The 17,500-nt window shown below is 61.5% G+C and carries 13 protein-coding genes; all 13 read right to left on the reverse strand.

The genetic code is table 11. From position 1 onward, the window contains the following. Nucleotides 1-61 precede the first annotated feature (61 nt). Nucleotides 62-1,894, reverse strand: a complete 1,833-nt coding sequence (typA, locus tag BLS51_RS22585) for a translational GTPase TypA (RefSeq protein WP_090189510.1) — start codon at nucleotides 1,892-1,894, stop codon at nucleotides 62-64. An 88-nt stretch (nucleotides 1,895-1,982) separates the two neighbouring features. Beyond that, on the reverse strand, nucleotides 1,983-2,909 hold the full coding sequence (gene truB, locus BLS51_RS22590; protein WP_090189508.1) for a tRNA pseudouridine(55) synthase TruB: 927 nt from the start codon (nucleotides 2,907-2,909) through the stop codon (nucleotides 1,983-1,985). After that, entirely contained in the window at nucleotides 2,909-3,298 is a 390-nt protein-coding gene (rbfA, locus tag BLS51_RS22595) for a 30S ribosome-binding factor RbfA (RefSeq protein ID WP_090189505.1), read from the reverse strand. Before rbfA ends, truB begins: the two co-directional genes overlap by 1 nt. A 70-nt stretch (nucleotides 3,299-3,368) precedes the next feature. Next, nucleotides 3,369-6,245: a translation initiation factor IF-2 gene (gene infB, locus BLS51_RS22600; protein ID WP_090189504.1), complete on the reverse strand. Its 2,877-nt coding sequence runs from the start codon at nucleotides 6,243-6,245 to the stop codon at nucleotides 3,369-3,371. A 46-nt stretch (nucleotides 6,246-6,291) separates the two neighbouring features. After that, the gene (nusA, locus tag BLS51_RS22605) at nucleotides 6,292-7,857 is read right to left on the reverse strand and encodes a transcription termination factor NusA (RefSeq protein WP_090189503.1); all 1,566 of its coding nucleotides are present in this window, start codon (nucleotides 7,855-7,857) and stop codon (nucleotides 6,292-6,294) included. Then, entirely contained in the window at nucleotides 7,854-8,342 is a 489-nt protein-coding gene (gene rimP / locus BLS51_RS22610; RefSeq protein ID WP_090189502.1) for a ribosome maturation factor RimP, read from the reverse strand. The genes nusA and rimP overlap by 4 nt, the downstream gene beginning before the upstream one ends. Before the next feature lie 237 nt (nucleotides 8,343-8,579). Next, nucleotides 8,580-10,745 (reverse strand): 23S rRNA pseudouridine(2605) synthase RluB, encoded by a 2,166-nt coding sequence (rluB, locus tag BLS51_RS22615; protein ID WP_090189500.1) that lies wholly within the window; start codon nucleotides 10,743-10,745, stop codon nucleotides 8,580-8,582. Beyond that, a complete protein-coding gene (gene scpB / locus BLS51_RS22620; protein WP_090189498.1) occupies nucleotides 10,732-11,406 on the reverse strand; it encodes an SMC-Scp complex subunit ScpB in 675 nt (224 codons plus the stop codon). Before scpB ends, rluB begins: the two co-directional genes overlap by 14 nt. A 243-nt stretch (nucleotides 11,407-11,649) precedes the next feature. Further along, a complete protein-coding gene (locus BLS51_RS22625) occupies nucleotides 11,650-12,675 on the reverse strand; it encodes a glucokinase (RefSeq protein ID WP_090189496.1) in 1,026 nt (341 codons plus the stop codon). 192 nt (nucleotides 12,676-12,867) lie between these two features. Continuing rightward, the gene (locus tag BLS51_RS22630) at nucleotides 12,868-13,818 is read right to left on the reverse strand and encodes a VTT domain-containing protein (protein WP_090189494.1); all 951 of its coding nucleotides are present in this window, start codon (nucleotides 13,816-13,818) and stop codon (nucleotides 12,868-12,870) included. Nucleotides 13,819-13,843: 25 nt separating this feature from the next. After that, nucleotides 13,844-15,427: an ABC transporter ATP-binding protein gene (locus tag BLS51_RS22635; protein WP_090189492.1), complete on the reverse strand. Its 1,584-nt coding sequence runs from the start codon at nucleotides 15,425-15,427 to the stop codon at nucleotides 13,844-13,846. Then, the gene (locus BLS51_RS22640; RefSeq protein ID WP_090189490.1) at nucleotides 15,424-16,407 is read right to left on the reverse strand and encodes an ABC transporter permease; all 984 of its coding nucleotides are present in this window, start codon (nucleotides 16,405-16,407) and stop codon (nucleotides 15,424-15,426) included. Before BLS51_RS22640 ends, BLS51_RS22635 begins: the two co-directional genes overlap by 4 nt. Then, nucleotides 16,404-17,324, reverse strand: coding sequence for an ABC transporter permease (locus BLS51_RS22645; RefSeq protein ID WP_090189488.1), 921 nt, complete (start codon nucleotides 17,322-17,324; stop codon nucleotides 16,404-16,406). Before BLS51_RS22645 ends, BLS51_RS22640 begins: the two co-directional genes overlap by 4 nt. Between the last annotated feature and the right edge of the window lie 176 nt (nucleotides 17,325-17,500).

The raw sequence follows: 17,500 nt of genomic DNA on the forward strand, positions 1-17,500 counted from the left end.
ATGAAAAAAGCCGCCCGGAGGCGGCTTCTTGATCTGGCGAATTTCCCTAAGGAATCGCTAGTTACGCATCGCGCGATGCTTTCTTGCGCTCGTGCTCTTTCAGGTAACGCTTGCGCAGACGGATCGATTTCGGGGTGATTTCCACCAGTTCGTCGTCGTCGATGAACTCGACTGCGTATTCCAGCGACATCTGGATCGGCGGCACCAGGCGCACGGCTTCGTCGGTACCCGACGAACGCACGTTGGTCAGCTGCTTGCCCTTGATCGGGTTCACCACCAGATCGTTGTCACGCGAGTGGATACCGATGATCATGCCTTCGTACACCGGGTCGTTGTGGACCACGAACATGCGGCCGCGATCTTGCAGTTTCCAGATAGCGTAAGCAACCGCTGCGCCATCATCTTGCGAGATCAGCACGCCGTTGCGACGGCCACCCAGTTCGCCTTTGGTGTTATCCACTGGCGCGTAGGCGTCGAACACGTGCGACATCAGGCCGGTACCACGGGTCAGGGTCATGAACTCGCCCTGGAAACCGATCAGGCCACGGGCTGGAATACGGTATTCCAGACGCACACGGCCTTTGCCGTCCGATTCCATGTTTTGCAGGTCGCCACGACGACGGCCCAGCTCTTCCATGACGCCGCCCTGGTTGGCTTCTTCCACGTCAACCGACAGTTGCTCGAACGGCTCGTGGCGTACGCCATCAACCATTTTGAACACCACGCGTGGACGCGATACGGCCAGCTCGAAACCTTCGCGACGCATGTTTTCGATCAGGATGGTCAGGTGCAGCTCGCCACGGCCCGATACTTCGAACGTGGTGTCGTCGTCGGTCGCGGCAACGCGCAGTGCCACGTTGGCTTTCAGTTCTTTGTCCAGACGATCGCGCAGCTGACGCGAGGTCACGAACTTGCCTTCGCGGCCAGCCAGCGGCGAGTTGTTGACCATGAAGTTCATGGTCAGGGTCGGCTCGTCGACGGTCAGCATCGGCAGCGCTTCTGGAGTCGAAGGATCGCAAACGGTCGAACCGATGCCGATTTCTTCGATACCGTTGATCAGCACGATGTCGCCAGCGACAGCGTCGTCCACCAGCACGCGCTCCAGGCCCTTGAAGTTCAGCACCTGGTTGATGCGGCCCTTGATCGGGGTAGCATCCGGGCCGTTCAGAACGATGACGTCCTGGCCGGTTTTGACACGGCCGCGGTTGATACGGCCAATGCCGATCTTGCCGACGTACGACGAGTAATCCAGCGAGGTGATTTGCATCTGCAGCGGGCCGTCCGGATTGTCGTCACGGACTGGCACGTGTTCCAGGATGGCGTCGAACAGCGGCTTCATGTCGCCCGAACGTACGTCTTCGGTCAGGCCGGCGTAGCCGTTCAGGCCCGAAGCGTAAACGATAGGGAAGTCCAGTTGCTCGTCGGTGGCGCCCAGCTTGTCGAACAGTTCGAAGGTCTGGTTGATGGCCCAGTCAGCGCGCGCGCCTGGACGGTCCACCTTGTTGACCACGACGATTGGCTTCAGGCCCAAGGCCAGTGCCTTGCGGGTCACGAAACGGGTCTGTGGCATTGGGCCTTCTTGTGCATCGACCAGCAGCAGAACCGAGTCCACCATCGACAGAACACGCTCCACTTCGCCGCCGAAGTCGGCGTGGCCTGGGGTGTCAACGATGTTGATGTGGGTGCCTTCGTACTCAACAGCGCAATTCTTCGACAGAATCGTAATGCCGCGCTCTTTTTCGAGGTCGTTCGAGTCCATGACGCGGGTATCAACCGCTTGGTTTTCGCGGAAGGTGCCGGACTGGCGCAGCAGTTGGTCAACCAGGGTGGTTTTACCGTGGTCAACGTGGGCGATGATTGCAATATTGCGAATTGCGCGTTTAGTAGTAGACATGGTCGTTATCTTGGGGAAAAACTGCGGGTACGTACAGGAGGTACGTAAAGCCCACTAGTATAGCATGTTGCGATGCAACTCTATCTTTTTATTGCGCCACGAAGGCGATTAATCGTTCCGGCTGCAGGATGCTGTATTCGGCCAGGTGGGCGGTGCCCAGCAGCTTGTCGTCCAGGTAGACGCGCACCCTGCCCTGTTCTGCCGGCACACTGATCGACGGCTCCTTGCCCAGCGGCAGGCGCTGGCCGTTGAGGAAGCGCTTGGCCAGATCGGCGTTCAGCTGGACTGCCGGGAAGCTGGACAGCAAGGCGTCCACCGGCGACAACAAGGTCAGCGGCGCCGCGTGGGCGTTCAGTTCGTCCAGCGTGATCATGTGCTCGGTGCTGAGCGCGCCGACCTGGGTGCGGCGCAGCGCGTTCAGATGGGCGCCGCAGCCGAGCGCTTTGCCGATGTCCTCGCCCAGCACGCGGATGTAGGTACCCTTGCTGCAGGTGACCGACAGCTTGAGGAATGGCGCTTCATAGGAAATCAGTTCCAGCTTGTGGATGGTGACGTCGCGCGCTTCGCGTTCCAGCGTGATGCCTTCGCGGGCGTATTCGTACAGCGGCTTGCCGTCACGCTTCAGCGCCGAATACATCGGCGGCACCTGCTTGATCGGGCCACGGAACTGCGCCAGCACGGCGTGGATCTGCTCCAGTGTGACATTCACCTCGCGGCTGTCGATCACCTGGCCTTCGGTGTCACCGGTGTCGGTGGTCTGGCCGAGGTGGACAGTGGTGTCGTAGCTTTTATCGGCTTCCAGCAAGTCCTGCGAGAACTTGGTGGCTTCGCCGAAGCACAGCGGCAGCAGGCCGGTGGCGAACGGGTCGAGGGTGCCGGTGTGGCCGGCCTTCTTGGCGTTCAGCACGCGCTTGGCCTTGATCAGCGCATCGTTGCTGGACAGGCCGACAGGTTTGTCGAGCAACAGCACGCCGTCCACCAGATCGCGGACACGTTTCACACGGGCCTGATTCATTATTCCTCGCCGTCGTCGAGCGAGCGGGTGCTGTTGGCCTGGTCGATCAGCGCCGACATCGCCATGCCGCGTGCGGCCGAGGTGTCGTGCACGAAGTGCAGCTGCGGCAGCGTATGGATGTGCAGACGCTTGCCCAGCTGGTTGCGCAGGAAGCCTGAGGCCGCGTGCAAACCAGCCAGCGTATTCTTCACCGATTCCTCGTCGTCCTTCAGCATCGTGAAGTAGATTTTGGCGTGCGCGTAGTCCGGCGTCAGCTGCACCTCGGCCAGCGTGATCATGCCGATGCGCGGGTCTTTCAGTTCAAAGACGATCAGTTCGGACAGATCTTTCTGGATCTGGTCAGCCACGCGCAAGCCGCGCTGTGGAATGTTTTTACTATGTTTTGCCATGATGATTCCCTAAACGGCAAGTGGACGGGAAGGCCCGTCCACTTTACCAGATACTGCTGTGCCCCTTAAATTACAGGGTACGCGCGATTTCCTGCACTTCGAACACTTCCAGCGAGTCACCCACCTGGATGTCGTTGTAGTTCTTCAGCGACAGGCCGCACTCCAGACCGGCGCGGACTTCTTTCGCGTCGTCCTTGAAGCGTTTGAGCGAGTCGATCTCGCCGGTCCACACCACGATGTTGTTGCGCAGCAGGCGTACCGACGAGGTACGTTTGACCACGCCATCGGTGACCAGGCAGCCGGCAATCGCGCCAACTTTCGACACCAGGATGACCTGACGCACTTCCAGCTGGCCGGTGACGGTTTCGCGTTTCTCTGGCGCCAGCATGCCGGACAGTGCTGCTTTCACCTCTTCGATCGCGTCGTAGATGATGTTGTAGTAGCGAATATCCACGCCGTTCGACTCGGCCAGCTTGCGTGCCTGTGCATCGGCACGGGCGTTGAAGCCGATGATGACCGCTTTCGAGGCCACTGCCAGGTTGACGTCCGATTCGGTGATGCCGCCCACCGCTGCGTGCACAACCTGTACACGCACTTCCGAGGTCGACAGTTTCTGCAGCGAAGCCACCAGTGCCTCTTGCGAACCTTGCACGTCGGTCTTGATGATCAGCGGCAGGTTTTTCACTTCGCCTTCGGCCATCTGGTCGAACATGTTTTCCAGCTTGGCGGCTTGCTGCTTGGCCAGTTTCACGTCGCGGAACTTACCTTGACGGAACAGGCCGATCTCGCGGGCTTTACGCTCGTCCGCCATGACCATGACTTCTTCGCCGGCTTGCGGCACTTCGGTCAGGCCCTGGATTTCAACCGGGATCGATGGGCCGGCTTCATTGATCGGCTTGCCGTTCTCATCCAGCATCGCGCGGACGCGGCCGAAGGACGAACCTGCCAGGATCACGTCACCGCGTTTCAGCGTACCGGATTGCACCAGCACGGTTGCCACAGGACCCTTGCCTTTATCCAGACGGCCCTCGACCACCAGGCCACGGGCTGGCGATTCCACCGGCGCTTTCAGTTCCAGCACCTCGGCTTGCAGCAGCACTTGCTCCAGCAGGGTGTCGATGCCGACGCCGGTTTTAGCCGACACTGGCACGAATGGCGAATCGCCACCGTATTCTTCCGGCACCACGCTCTCGGCCACCAGCTCCTGCGTCACACGGTCAACGTTGCCGCCCGGTTTGTCGATCTTGTTGATCGCCACCACCAGAGGTACGCCAGCCGCTTTCGCGTGAGCGATTGCTTCCTTGGTTTGCGGCATCACGCCGTCATCAGCTGCCACCACCAGGATCACGATGTCGGTGGCTTTCGCACCGCGGGCACGCATTGCCGTAAAGGCTTCGTGACCCGGCGTATCCAGGAAGGTGATCATGCCGCGCGGGGTGTCCACGTGGTAGGCGCCAATGTGCTGGGTAATGCCACCAGCTTCGCCCGACGCCACTTTGGCGCGGCGGATGTAATCCAGCAGCGAGGTTTTACCGTGGTCGACGTGACCCATGACGGTCACCACCGGCGCGCGCGGCGTAGCTTCGAAGTGCGCATGTTCGCCCTGGTCGGCCAGGATTGCTTCCGGATCGTCAACTTCGGCGGCGTGGGCTTTGTGGCCCATTTCTTCCACCACGATCATCGCGGTTTCCTGGTCCAGCACCTGGTTGATGGTGCACATCTGGCCCAGCTTCATCAGCTGTTTAATGACTTCAGAAGCCTTGACCGACATCTTGTGCGCCAGTTCGGCGACCGTGATGGTTTCCGGCACGTGCACGTCTTTGATGACGGCTTCGGTCGGCGCCTGGAAGTTGGTCTCGCGGTCATCCGACTGGTGATGACGGCGACCGCCGCCCTTGCCACCGCGCCAGCTGTCACGGCCGGTGCTCGGTCCGGTACCACGGCCCTTGTTGGCGCCGCCTGGTGCGCCGCGTTTCTTGGCGTCGTCCGACCAGGTCGACGACACATTGGCCGACTTGATGGATTTCTTGTCTGCGCCCAGCGCCGGCTTTTTATCGCCTGGCTTGTCGCCCGGTTTGGCGGCAGCGGTGGTTGCAGGTTTGTGCAGCGTGCCTTCAGCCACTTTAGGCTTGACTGGCGCCGGTGCCGGCTCAGGTGCCTTGATGGCGCGGCGTGGCGCGTTCATCATGGCCTTGATCTGGGCCACTTCGTCAGCCACAGCCTGGCGCGCGCGCTCGGTGGCGGCAGCTTGTTCAGCAGCCTCCTTGGCGGCAGCGGCAGTCTTTTTCTTGGCTTCTTCAGCAGCGGCTTTTTTCTTGGCGTCTTCAGCAGCGGTGTCAGCGGCAGGCGCGGCGGCAGCAGCCGGCGCAGCAGCAGCGGCCTTGGCGGCAGCGGCAGCTTTCTTCGCTTCTTCCTTGGCTTCAGCTTCCGCTTCCTTCTTGGCTGCGGCTTCAGCTTCGGCGTTGGCTTTGTCCTGGGCGGCTTTATCCGCTTCCAGCTTGGCCAGACGCTCCTGCTTCTCGCGCAGATCCGCTTCCTGACGGGCGATCAGTTCCGCCTGTTTGCGTGCATCTTCTTCGCGACGAGCGACTTCAGCCGCGTCGATCACCGGCGCTGGCGCTGGGGCGGGCGTGGTGGTCAGCGGTTCGTCGCGCTGCACGAAGGTACGCGTTTTCTTGACGGCGACCTGGATGGTGCGGGCCTTGCCATTGGCATCGGCCTGCTTGATCTCGGTGGTTTCCTTGCGCGTCAGCGTAATTTTCTTCTTCTCTTCAGCACCGGCGCCGTGGGTGCGGCGCAGGTGATCGAGCAGCTTATCCTTATCATCTTTCGACAATGGATCTGACGTCGAACTTTTCTCGACGCCGGCAGAACGCAGCTGCGTCAGCAGCAAATCTGCAGGCATCTTCAGTTCGGTGGCAAATTGGGCTACGTTGTTACTCGCCATTCAGTCCTCTTTTCTATGTGTCGCGGAGATGATAAAAATAATCAAATTAAGCCTTTGCAGATTCAGTCAGACTCCAGGCCTTGGCTTGCAGGCCTTTGGCGCGGTCGTCATACTTCGCATCAACCAACTTCATCTCATCGTCGGTCACATCTTCAAATTCACTCGTAATCAGTGCTCGTGCACGGTCAGACGACAGGGCCAGAATGGCGCCGAACTCGTCATAAGCCAGGCCGGCAAAAGCTTCTACCGTTTTGATACCAGCCAGGCCCAGCTTGCCGGCGGTGATGCGGTCCATACCTTCCAGACCGACCAGCGCCTCGTCCATGCCTTCCAGGCCTTCTTCCGAAGCGATGGCTTCGGTGACCAGGGCGTCACGGGCGCGGGTGCGCAGTTCGTTGACCGTATCTTCGTCGAACGATTCGATTTCCAGCATCTCGGAGATCGGCACGTAAGCGATTTCTTCCAGGCTGGCAAAGCCTTCTTCCACCAGGATGTCGGCCACTTCCTGGTCGACGTCCAGTTTTTCCATGAACAGCGCGCGGATCGCGGCGGTTTCCTGGGCTGCCTTGTCGGCCGATTCCTCAGCCGTCATGATATTGATCTTCCAGCCGGTCAGGTCGGAAGCCAGGCGCACGTTCTGGCCGGAGCGGCCGATGGCGATTGCCAGGTTTTCTTCGTCGACCACCACGTCCATCGCGTGTTTTTCTTCATCCACGACGATCGACGAGACGTTGGCCGGGGCCAGTGCGCCGATGACGAACTGGGCCGGATCTTCGGACCACAGCACGATGTCGACGCGCTCGCCACCCAGTTCGCCGGTGACGGCCTGCACACGCGAACCGCGCATGCCGACGCAAGTACCGATCGGGTCGATGCGCTTGTCCTCGGTGTAGACGGCGATCTTGGCGCGTACGCCAGCGTCGCGGGCTGCCGATTTAATTTGCAGCATGCCTTGTTCGATTTCCGGCACTTCCAGTTCGAACAGCTTGGCGATGAATTCCGGCGCGGTACGCGACAGGATCACTTGCGGGCCGCGCATATTGCGGTCGACGCGCAGGATGTAGGCACGCACGCGGTCGCCGATACGCAGATTCTCTTTCGGGATCATCTGGTCGCGTGGCAGGCGGGCTTCGATCTTGCCGGATTCAACGATGGCGTCACCGCGCTCCATGCGCTTGATGGTGCCGGTCACCAGCGAATCGCCGCGTTCCAGGAAGTCGGCCAGGATCTGTTCGCGCTCGGCGTCACGCACGCGCTGCAGTACCACCTGTTTGGTGTCCTGCGCAAAGCGGCGGCCGAATTCGACGGATTCGATTGGTTCTTCGATGTGGTCGTCCACTTCGATATCGGCGATCTGTTCTTTCGCTTCGAAGTGCAGGATTTCCTGGTCCGGCAGCTGCAGGCCCGCTTCGTCAGGCACCACGTGCCAGCGACGGAAGGATTCGAACTCACCCGACTCGCGGTCGATCGAAACGCGGATGTCTACTTCACCCTCATAGCGTTTCTTCGTGGCTTGCGCCAACGCGAATTCCAGTGCGCCGAAAACGACATCTTTATCGACGTTCTTCTCACGCGCCAGCGCGTCTACCAATAACAAAACTTCGCGACTCATGCTTTGCGTCCCTTAAAATCCACCTGCGGCACCAAGCGTGCCTTATCCACATCGGCGAGTGTGAAATCCAACTGCGCCGGACCTTCATTGCTTTCAAATTCCAACGACAAATTCTCGCCCTCGGGTTCCAGCAGGACGCCCGTGAACGATTTCCGGTTGTTCGTACCCGGCATGGCCGCGCGCAGCTTGATGACTACCTCGCAGCCGGCAAAACGTGAGAAGTCCGCCAGCTTGCGCAGTGGACGATCGAGACCCGGCGACGAAATTTCCAGACGCTCGTAGGGAATATTCTCGACCGTCAGCACGTGCGACAGCTGATGGCTGACGGTGGCGCAATCCTCAACGGTGATCGGACCTTTTTCTTCGGCATCTTCGGCGCTGAAATCGATAAACACGCGCAGCAGTCCACGCTCGGCCCGTTCGACATCAACCAGCTCGTAGCCCAGACCGGTCACGGTCGTTTCAATTAAATCCGCACGCTGCAAGAAATTCTCCAATTCAAGGCTTGTTCATATGGTGCAAAACAAGCCGATCAAAACGGTTCAACAAAAAAAAAATGGGCATCTGCCCATCTTTCTATAACACCTAGCCAGATGAAGAGTTCCGGAGCAGATTGCGCAACCTTGAACTTCTACTAGGCTGGATATTATAACCTTATATGAAGTCCGCTGCAATGCCGCACGGGCGGCATGGCAGACTTACAACAAGGTATAAATGCCTGCTTAACCCTTGCGGCGACGCGGCATGCCGTGGTCGGCAGCGCCGCCGCGCGGCGGCTGGCCGCGGCGCGGCGCACCGCTGGCGGCGCCGAAGCCGAACGTGGTTTGCAGCGGGTCCGGCTGACGCGGGCCACGGCTTGGGCCCTTGGCCTGCTGGCCGCGTGCCTGACCACCCTGGCCACCTTGACCACCTTGACCACCCTGGCCTTGCGAACGGCCGCCCTGCCCCTGCGCGCGCGGCGCCGGTCCCTCACCCAGCGGACGGCCGCCGGCATACGCGCCGATGCCTTGCGGGCGACCGCCCGGACGGCTGGAACCCTGACCCTGACCCTGACCACCCGGACGACCCTTGCCGCCACCACGGTTGCCGTTGCCACCGCCGTTGCCACCGCCGAAACCGCCACCCTGGCCGCGGCCACCACTACGTGGCTGCTTGGCGAAGGGCAATGCATTGGCGTTGTTCAGGTCGGCACGATTGAAGTTAGGCTCGTTGTCATCATCTTCGTCGTCATCGTCGAAGTCACGCTCGTCACGGCGGTTACCGCGCTCAGCCTGCTGGTCGCGATTAGCGGCATTGCCATTTCGGCCACGCTTTTCCGGACCCTTGTTCTGGGCCGGCTTGGCTTGCTGCTGCGGCTTGGCGGCCGGCTTGTCAGCGCCGCCCTTCTTCTCGACGCTGTAAGCCGCCATCAGGCCACGCACGGCGTTTTCTTCCATTTCCTCCCATCGGCCGCGTTTCAGGCTGCTTGGCAGCGTCATGGCGCCGTAACGGGTACGGATCAGGCGCGACACGGTCAGGCCGATCGCCTCGAACATGCGTCGCACCTCACGGTTACGGCCTTCGCCGATGATTACGCGATACCACTTGTTGATACCCTCGCCACCGCCATCGGCGATTTTCGAGAACTGCGCCACACCGTCTTCCAGCTCGACGCCGGCCAGCAGTTTCTGGCGCATGCCCTCTTCCAGCTCGCCCAGCGTGCGTACCGCGTATTCGCGGTCGATGCCGTAGCGCGGGTGCATCAGGCGGTTGGCCAGGTCACCGGAGGTGGTGAACAGCAGCAGGCCTTCGGTATTGAAGTCGAGGCGGCCAACAGCCAGCCACTTGCCGGTCTTCATAGTCGGCAAGCGATCAAACACCGATGGGCGGCCATCCGGATCATCCATCGAGACGATTTCGCCGGCAGGCTTGTGGTAAATCAGCACGCGCGGCGGCTTTTTGCTGACGCGGCGCTGGATCAGCTTGCCGTTGATGCGCACGGCATCGGCCGGCAGGATGCGCTGGCCGATGTGGGCCGGCTCACCGTTGACCGACACGCGGCCGGAAACAATCAGTTCTTCCATGTCGCGGCGCGAACCCAGGCCGGCTTCGGCCAGCACCTTGTGCAGCTTCGGCGCGTCGTCGTCCGAAGTCAGGTCGCGGCGCACCGGTTTGGCTTGCTGACGGCCCTTGCTTTCATCGCTGTCAAAAGCGTCGGAGGTAACGTAGGAGAAAGCGGCGTCCGCATCATTACCCTTGGCGCCGCCGGCGTTCTGACCGCCCTGGCGCTGCTTGCCATTCTTTTTCTTGCCATTGCGCTGGTTGTTATTGCGCTGCTCGTGGCGTGGCTTGCCTTCACGGCCGACAACTGGTGCGGCGCCCTCTTCCGCGCCTGGCGCTGGCGCCTCGGCGGCTTCGGCAGCAACTGGCTCTGGACGCGGATTGCTGGCCTCGCGCGCGGCGCGCAGTTCGCGCATCTGGCGCGGACCGCGTGGACGCGGGCTGCGCCCGGCGTGCTCACCAGCCTCGGCGACCGGCGCTTCGGCGACCGCTTGTTGCGCAACTGGCGCAACTGCTTCTACAGCGACGTCGGCCGATGGCGCTGCCTTCCTGGCACGCGGCTTGGCGGCCTTGGCCACCGGCTCGGCTGCAGCTTCGGCGGCCGGGGCTTCAGCGTCAGCCTTTTTGGCGCGCGATTTCTTCACTGGCGCCAGCGTGTTGGCAGCAACCGCCTCGCCCGCCTCGGCGGCATCCTTGGTCTTGCGTTTCGGCTTGGCGGCAGGCGCGTCACCAGCAGCAGCCACAGCGGCAGCTTTATCAGCCTCGATCTGGGCTTTGGTACGGCGTTTCGGCTTGGCGGCTACCTCGGCAGCGGCGTCGTTCGTCTCAGGGGTATCAGGTTTGTTCATTAGTCGTTTCTTGGTTGTGCTCAGCGTCAACCGTTAAATCTGGCGCAGGGCCTTGTTCTTGCTTCTCAAAGTTCTCTTGCAGAGCCGCTTCCAGGGTTTCCATCGCGTTCTGACCATCACTGATTTGCTGCAACGGCGGCAACTGGGACAGCGAATTCAAGCCCAAATCATCCAAAAACTGCTTCGTGGTGCCCAGCAAGGCCGGGCGTCCGACAACGTCACGATAACCGACCGCATCCACCCATCCACGGTCTTCCAGCATCTTGATCGTCTGAGAATTGACGGCAACGCCGCGTATTTCCTCAATATCACCCCGGGTAACCGGTTGGCGATAGGCGATGATTGCCAGTGTTTCCAGCGTCGCCCGCGAATACTTCGGCGGCTTCTCCGGATTCAGGCGCTCCAGGTACAGCTTCATCTCGGGACGGCTCTGAAAGCGCCAGCCGGTCGACAGGCTGATGACTTCCACGCCCTTGCCAGCCCAGTCCAGCCGCAACTCTTCCAGCAATTCCTTGATCGTATCGGCGCCTACGCCGGGGCCACGCGGCCGCTCCTGGTCATCCAGTTCGACAAACAGTTTTTTCAGACTGTGGATCGATAACGGCTCACGAGCGCATAGCAAGGCGGTTTCGAGGACTTTTTTAGCCTCAAGATTATCCATAAGCAAAATCGAAAGAAATCAATCACATTCAGTGAGGCTGGCGGGAGTACTCGCTGAAGCTGCTTTTCCGACGCCAAGGCCTATGCGCACCCGGCGGGAGAGAGGGACATGCCGGCAACGGCCGAGACCGTTACTTTCTACGTGAAACGTGGGCAGGAAGCCAGACGTTTCATCCAACAACGCGAATTGTACCTGATAAAAGCATAAAACGCGCATTTCGACTTCATCGAAATGTAACTGAGCTTACGCGGCAGCAAGTCTTTCCGACAAAATTGCCGAAACACCAACGAACGCCGGGTATTCTGCCGTGATCACCCAGGTAGGTACATCCGACAGATATTTGTTGAAACGGCCTTTGGCTTCGAAGCGGGCGCGGAAACCGGAGCGGTCAAAACGCCGGCCCAGTTTCGGCACGATGCCGCCACCAATATAGATGCCGCCCTGCGCGCCCAGCGTCACCGCGATGTTGCCGGCAATGGTGCCCAGCATGCAGCAGAAAGCTTCGATGACATCGTCGCACAGCGCGCATTCGCCGGCCAGCGCGCGGCGCGAGATTTCCGCAGCGCTCAGCTTTTCCGCTGGCAGGTCGCCGTGGTCGGCCAGTGCGCGGTAGATCAGCTCGATGCCGGCGCCCGACATCAGGCGTTCCGCCGACACGTGTTCGAATTCTTTCCAGGCGAATTGCAGGATCGCCACTTCGGTCGGATTGGCCGGCGAGAAGGTCACGTGGCCGCCCTCGCTCAGCAGCGCGGTCCAGCCGTCCTTGCCAGGAATCAGGCCGGAAACGCCCAGGCCGGTACCGGCGCCGATCAGACCCAGCGGCGTATCCGGCACGCCAACGCCACCGCCCACCTGATGCTTTTGCGCCGCCGACAGTTGCGGCAGCGAGCTGGCCAGTGCAGTGAAGTCATTGACCACCACCAGCGTGTCGAAGTTGACTTCGCGGCGCAGCGCCTCGATCGAGAATTCCCAGTGGTGGTTGGTCATGCGCACCATGTCGCCGGTAACCGGATTGGCAATCGCAATCGCGCCGTTCCGAATACCGGTGACACCAGATTCGGCGACGGTCGGCGAGGCCAGATACGCAACCAGGGCGGCGGCCAGGGTTGGGTAGTCGGCACAAGCCAGTACTTCGATCGCGGCGATACGGCCCGGAGCGGTTTCCAGCGCAAAGCGTGCGTTGGTGCCGCCCACATCCGCCAGCAGACGCGGGCCACCAGGGAAAATAGTGCTCAGGGAGGGAGGCGTTTGTACGGACTGGGCTGTCATGATCGTTCAGAAATAGTTGAGGCTTAAGCTTAAGATACTTCATCGCCTCAGGCAAGCAGAACTTGTAGTTTTAGTACAGTTTGCCACAGAACTTTACGATCCAGGATGTTTCGGGCGTAGTATGACTACCAGCAATCATGTGGAACCGATTCCATACCTACCATAAAAAAGCGCCGCGAAGCGGCGCCCTGATTACGCGGAGGCGGTATTGTTTTCGGCCAGGTTCTCGCGGCGGAAGGCGGCGTTCCACGCTTCCAGGCCGCCGTGCAGCGGCCGGGCAAGATGGTAGCCCTGCCCGATCAGGCTCTTGGCCACATGCGCCGCCGTCACATCGTTGGGGCAGCTGCAATAGACGATGATGTGGCGCCCCTTGTCCAGACCGACAATCTGAGCGTTCAGCTCGCCGCCATTGAACAGCACGGCGCCGGGCACCGCCGGGTCCAGCATCTGTGCAGTGGCGCTGCGGGCATCGACCAGGATCGGCTCGTGCCCCTGCTCCATCATCTGCTTGAAGTCATCGATGGTGATGCGCTCGACATCGACCGACTGGCGGAAACGCTTGCGCTCCACATATTTGAAGGCGACGAACAGCGCCAGCAGCACGGCCAGCACGATCAGCGCGGTGGTCCCCATGGTGCTGAGGATGTCCAGCAGCTGGTCGACGCTGGTGTGGAAGAAGGCGCCGATGGCAATGCCGGTGCCGGCCCATAGCGTCGAACCCATCACGCTGAAGCACAGGAAAGTGCCCGGCTTGGTGCCCATGGCACCTGACAGTGGCGGCGCGATGACATTAAAGCCGGGAATGAACTTGGCGACGATCATCGCTTTCGGGCCCCAGCGGTTGAAATTGTCTTCGGTCTGGCTGACGCAGTAATCGGGCGACAGCGAAATCTTGCACAGCAGCTTGAGAATGCGCTTGCCGTAGAAACGGCCGGCGCGATACCAGAACGTGTCGCTGATCAAACAGGCGAGCATGGCCACCGCCAGCACGGCGGTCCAGTGCGTGTCGCCGTCGACCGACATCGCGCCGGACACGATCAGCAGCGGAAACGCAGGAATGGGCATGCCGAGTTGTTCGATCAACACGATGCCGAACACGATCAGCACACCGTATTCTTGGAGCAGGAGGATTAAATTCGCCATTCGGATATCTTAACTTAAAAAACGCTTAACCGTGGTGCGGCATCGCGGCCAGCAGCGCGCGCGTGTAGGGGTGCTGCGGGTCGCCATACAGCGCCTCGGTGCCAGCCAGTTCGACCACTGCGCCGTGCCGCATCACCATCACCTGGTCGGCCATATGCCGCACCACCGACAGGTCGTGCGAGATGAAGATGTATGACAGCCCCAGCTCGTCCTGTAAATCCTGCAAAAGATTGAGTACCTGGGCTTGCACCGAAACATCCAGCGCGGACACCGATTCGTCGCACACCAGGATTTCCGGCCGCAAGGTCAGGCAGCGCGCGATGGCGATGCGCTGCCGCTGGCCGCCGGAGAACTCGTGCGGATAGCGCGCGGTGGCGGCAGCCGGCAGGCCAACCTTTTCCAGCAGCTCATGCACGATGGCCATGCGCACGCGGTCATCAGCGCCGATGCGGTGGATGCGCAGCGGTTCGAGCAGAATGTCGCCGACGGTGAAACGCGGATTCAGCGATGCATACGGATTCTGGAAGATGATCTGCATGCGCCGCTTGTATGCCTGGAATTCGCGCACCGGCATGGCCAGCAGGTCGCGGCCCTCGAACAGCACGCTGCCGCCGCTGGCCTGGTGCAGCCGCAACAAGGTCAGGCCGAGCGTGGTTTTGCCACTGCCGGACTCGCCCACCACGCCCAGCGTCTGGCCGCGCGCCAGCGTGAACGATACGTTCTCCAGCGCGTGGAAGGTGCGCCGGCGCAGCCAGCCGTCGCGCAGCAGAAAGGTTTTGCGCAACTGGCGGACTTCCAGCAGCGGCGGTGCCTCGGACGCCGACGCCGGCAACGGCGCGCGGCGGCGTGTCGCCAGTGCGGCGCGACAGTCCAGCAAGGCACGCGTGTAATCGTCGGTTGGCGTGGTGAGCACTTGCTTCGCCGGGCCCGCCTCGCGCACCTCACCTTTGCACATGACGACCACATGGTCGGCAATCTCCGCCGCCAGGTCGAGGTCATGGGTAATAAACAGCACCGACATGCCGCGCCGCTGTTGCAATTCGGCGATCAGTTGCAGGATTTGTTTCTGGATGGTGACGTCAAGCGCGGTGGTCGGCTCGTCGGCGATCAGCAACCGTGGTTCGCAGGCGATGGCCATGGCGATCATCACGCGCTGCTGCTGGCCGCCGGATAACTGGCTCGGGTAGGCGTCGATGCGCTGCGCGGGATCAGGGATGCCCACTTCTTCCAGCAGTTCCAGTGTGCGGCGGCGTGCCTGCGCAGTGCGCATGCCCATGTGCAGCTTCAGTACCTCAGCGATTTGCGCGCCGATGCTGAACACCGGGTTCAGCGACGACATCGGCTCCTGGAAAATCATGGCGATGTCCTTGCCACGCATGGCGCTGCCATCGAAGATGATGCGGCTGTCAGGGTCAATGATGGCGGCGGCCGGGTCCAGCAGGCCCATGATGGCCATGGCGCTGACCGATTTGCCGCTGCCGGATTCGCCGACCAGCGCCACCGTGGCGTTGTGCGGCACGCTGAAGCTGATGCCTTTGACCGCTTCGACTGTGGTGTGGCGGTCGACGCGGAAGGCGATGCTCAGGTTGCGGATCTCCAGCAGCTTCATTGTTTCACCTTTGGATCGAGGGCGTCGCGCAGCGCGTCGGTGAACAAGGAGAAGGCGGTCACCAGCAAAGCCATGGCGGTGGCGGCTGCGGCCAGTTGCCACCAGCGGCCCAGTAACAATTCGCCTTGTGCTTCGTTCAGCATGCTGCCCCAGGACACCACGCCAACCGGCACACCAAAGCCAAGGAAGGTCAGGATGACTTCGGCCTTGATGAAGCCCACCGCCAGGATGGACAACTGCACCAGCGCGACGTGGCTGACGTTGGGCAGGATGTGGTGAAACATGCGGCGCCAGTGCGAGGCGCCGATGGCGTCGGCCGCCAGCACGTATTCGCGCGCCTTGTGCTTGATGTATTCAGCGCGGATCAGGCGGAACGGCGCGGTCCAGCCGGTCAGGCCGAGGATCAGCACGATGGTCAGCACGCCCTTCTGCTGTAATACCGCCGCCACCGCGAGTATCATCAGCACCGACGGAATGGCGGTGAAGATGCTGTAGAACCAGTTGAAGAAGTCGTCCACCACGCCGCCGCAGTAGCCGGACAGCGCGCCGAACACAGTGCCGATGGCCACCGCCAGCAAGGCCGCCACCAGGCCGACCACGATCGAGGTTTCGCCACCCTTGATGGTCTTCTTGAGGACATCGTGGCCCCACTTGTCGCCACCCAGCGGCAGCGTCGCCCGCCGCGCGACACCCGTAGTCGCCGTCGCGCTGGCCAGTTGCGCGCGCAGTGCGCGGATGTCGTCGGCCAGCGGATCGAACGGATTATCGGGCAAGGCTTGCGCCGGCGCGGCCGAGCTCACGCTGCTGGCTGCCATAGCGCCCGCAAACAGCGGCGGCGCATAACTGACGCCAACCTCGTCCTCCCAATCCGCCGCGACCAGGCCGGCTGCCGACAGCGCGGCCAGCAGCAGGAACGCCGCCAGCAGCGCCAGCGCCACCATCGCCACCCGGTCCGCGCACAAGCGCCGCCACGCCCTCATGCCAGCTTCACGCGCGGATCGATCGCCTGGTACAGCAGATCCGTCAACAGATTGAACACCATGGTGGCCGCCGCCACATACACCGTCACCGCCTTAATCACCGGAAAATCGCTGCGCTCGACCGCCAGGATCACCTCGCGCCCGATGCCGGGAATGCCAAAGAAACGCTCCAGCAGAAACGCGCCGATCAGCAATGCCGGCAGATTCGACATCACTTGCGTGACGATCGGGATCGCCGCATTGCGCAGCACATGCACCCACATCACGCGCCGCTCGCTGAGACCTTTCGCGCGCGCCGTGCGCACATAATCCTGCCCCACCTCATCCAGCACAAAGCTGCGATACAGGCGCAAGGTCGGCGCCAGCGACACCGCCAGCCCGATCAGCACCGGCAGCACCACATACTGCGGCCCACCCCATCCCTGCACCGGGAACCAGCCCAGCCGGTACGCCAGCCCATACTGGAACACGATGAGGTACACCAGGATGCTGACCGACATCGCCACCGTGCAGGCCAGCATCACCAGCCGGTCGGTCAGCGTGCCGCGCACCGACGCCAGCGCCAGGGCAAGCGCGATGCCAAGCAGGGTCTCCAGCAGCGTCAGCGGCAACAGCACCGCCAGCGAAGGGCCAAGCCGCGTCGCCATCACCTGCGACACCGGCTCGCCGGTCGCCCAGCTCAGACCGAAATCGAAGGTCACGATCTGTTTGATGAAAATCCACAGCTGCACGTAGTACGGCTGGTCGACGCCCAGCTGGCGGCGGATATTGGCAATGCTGCCTGCATCGGCCATCTTGCCGGCCAACAGATAAGCCGGATCGCCGCCGACCCAGTTAAACAATACAAACACCAACAACACCACGCCCAGCATGGTCGGCAACATCTGCCACAGGCGACGAACGGTGTAAGCCAGCATCTCTGTCCTTGATGAAAAACGGTTGTTAGCATAAACCCATTCAAAATTTACGCAAAGCCGCATCGATATAAGCGGTTCATATAAGTTTTAACGCTGATCAAATAAGGAATTAGCCCGATCCACCGCGAAGCGTGGCGCCAATGTAACGCACTGTAAAAATATGAACGTTGATTCAT

The organism is Duganella sp. OV510 (assembly GCF_900100205.1).
GTDB lineage: Bacteria > Pseudomonadota > Gammaproteobacteria > Burkholderiales > Burkholderiaceae_D > Rugamonas.

Coding starts and splice junctions, on each gene's coding strand:
- infB (WP_090189504.1), bottom strand. CDS start 6,245: ATGGCGAGTAACAACGTAGCCCAATTTGCCACCGAACTGAAGATGCCT.
- typA (WP_090189510.1), bottom strand. CDS start 1,894: ATGTCTACTACTAAACGCGCAATTCGCAATATTGCAATCATCGCCCAC.
- rluB (WP_090189500.1), bottom strand. CDS start 10,745: ATGAACAAACCTGATACCCCTGAGACGAACGACGCCGCTGCCGAGGTA.
- truB (WP_090189508.1), bottom strand. CDS start 2,909: ATGAATCAGGCCCGTGTGAAACGTGTCCGCGATCTGGTGGACGGCGTG.
- nusA (WP_090189503.1), bottom strand. CDS start 7,857: ATGAGTCGCGAAGTTTTGTTATTGGTAGACGCGCTGGCGCGTGAGAAG.
- scpB (WP_090189498.1), bottom strand. CDS start 11,406: ATGGATAATCTTGAGGCTAAAAAAGTCCTCGAAACCGCCTTGCTATGC.
- BLS51_RS22625 (WP_090189496.1), bottom strand. CDS start 12,675: ATGACAGCCCAGTCCGTACAAACGCCTCCCTCCCTGAGCACTATTTTC.
- BLS51_RS22640 (WP_090189490.1), bottom strand. CDS start 16,407: ATGAGGGCGTGGCGGCGCTTGTGCGCGGACCGGGTGGCGATGGTGGCG.
- BLS51_RS22635 (WP_090189492.1), bottom strand. CDS start 15,427: ATGAAGCTGCTGGAGATCCGCAACCTGAGCATCGCCTTCCGCGTCGAC.
- BLS51_RS22630 (WP_090189494.1), bottom strand. CDS start 13,818: ATGGCGAATTTAATCCTCCTGCTCCAAGAATACGGTGTGCTGATCGTG.
- BLS51_RS22645 (WP_090189488.1), bottom strand. CDS start 17,324: ATGCTGGCTTACACCGTTCGTCGCCTGTGGCAGATGTTGCCGACCATG.
- rbfA (WP_090189505.1), bottom strand. CDS start 3,298: ATGGCAAAACATAGTAAAAACATTCCACAGCGCGGCTTGCGCGTGGCT.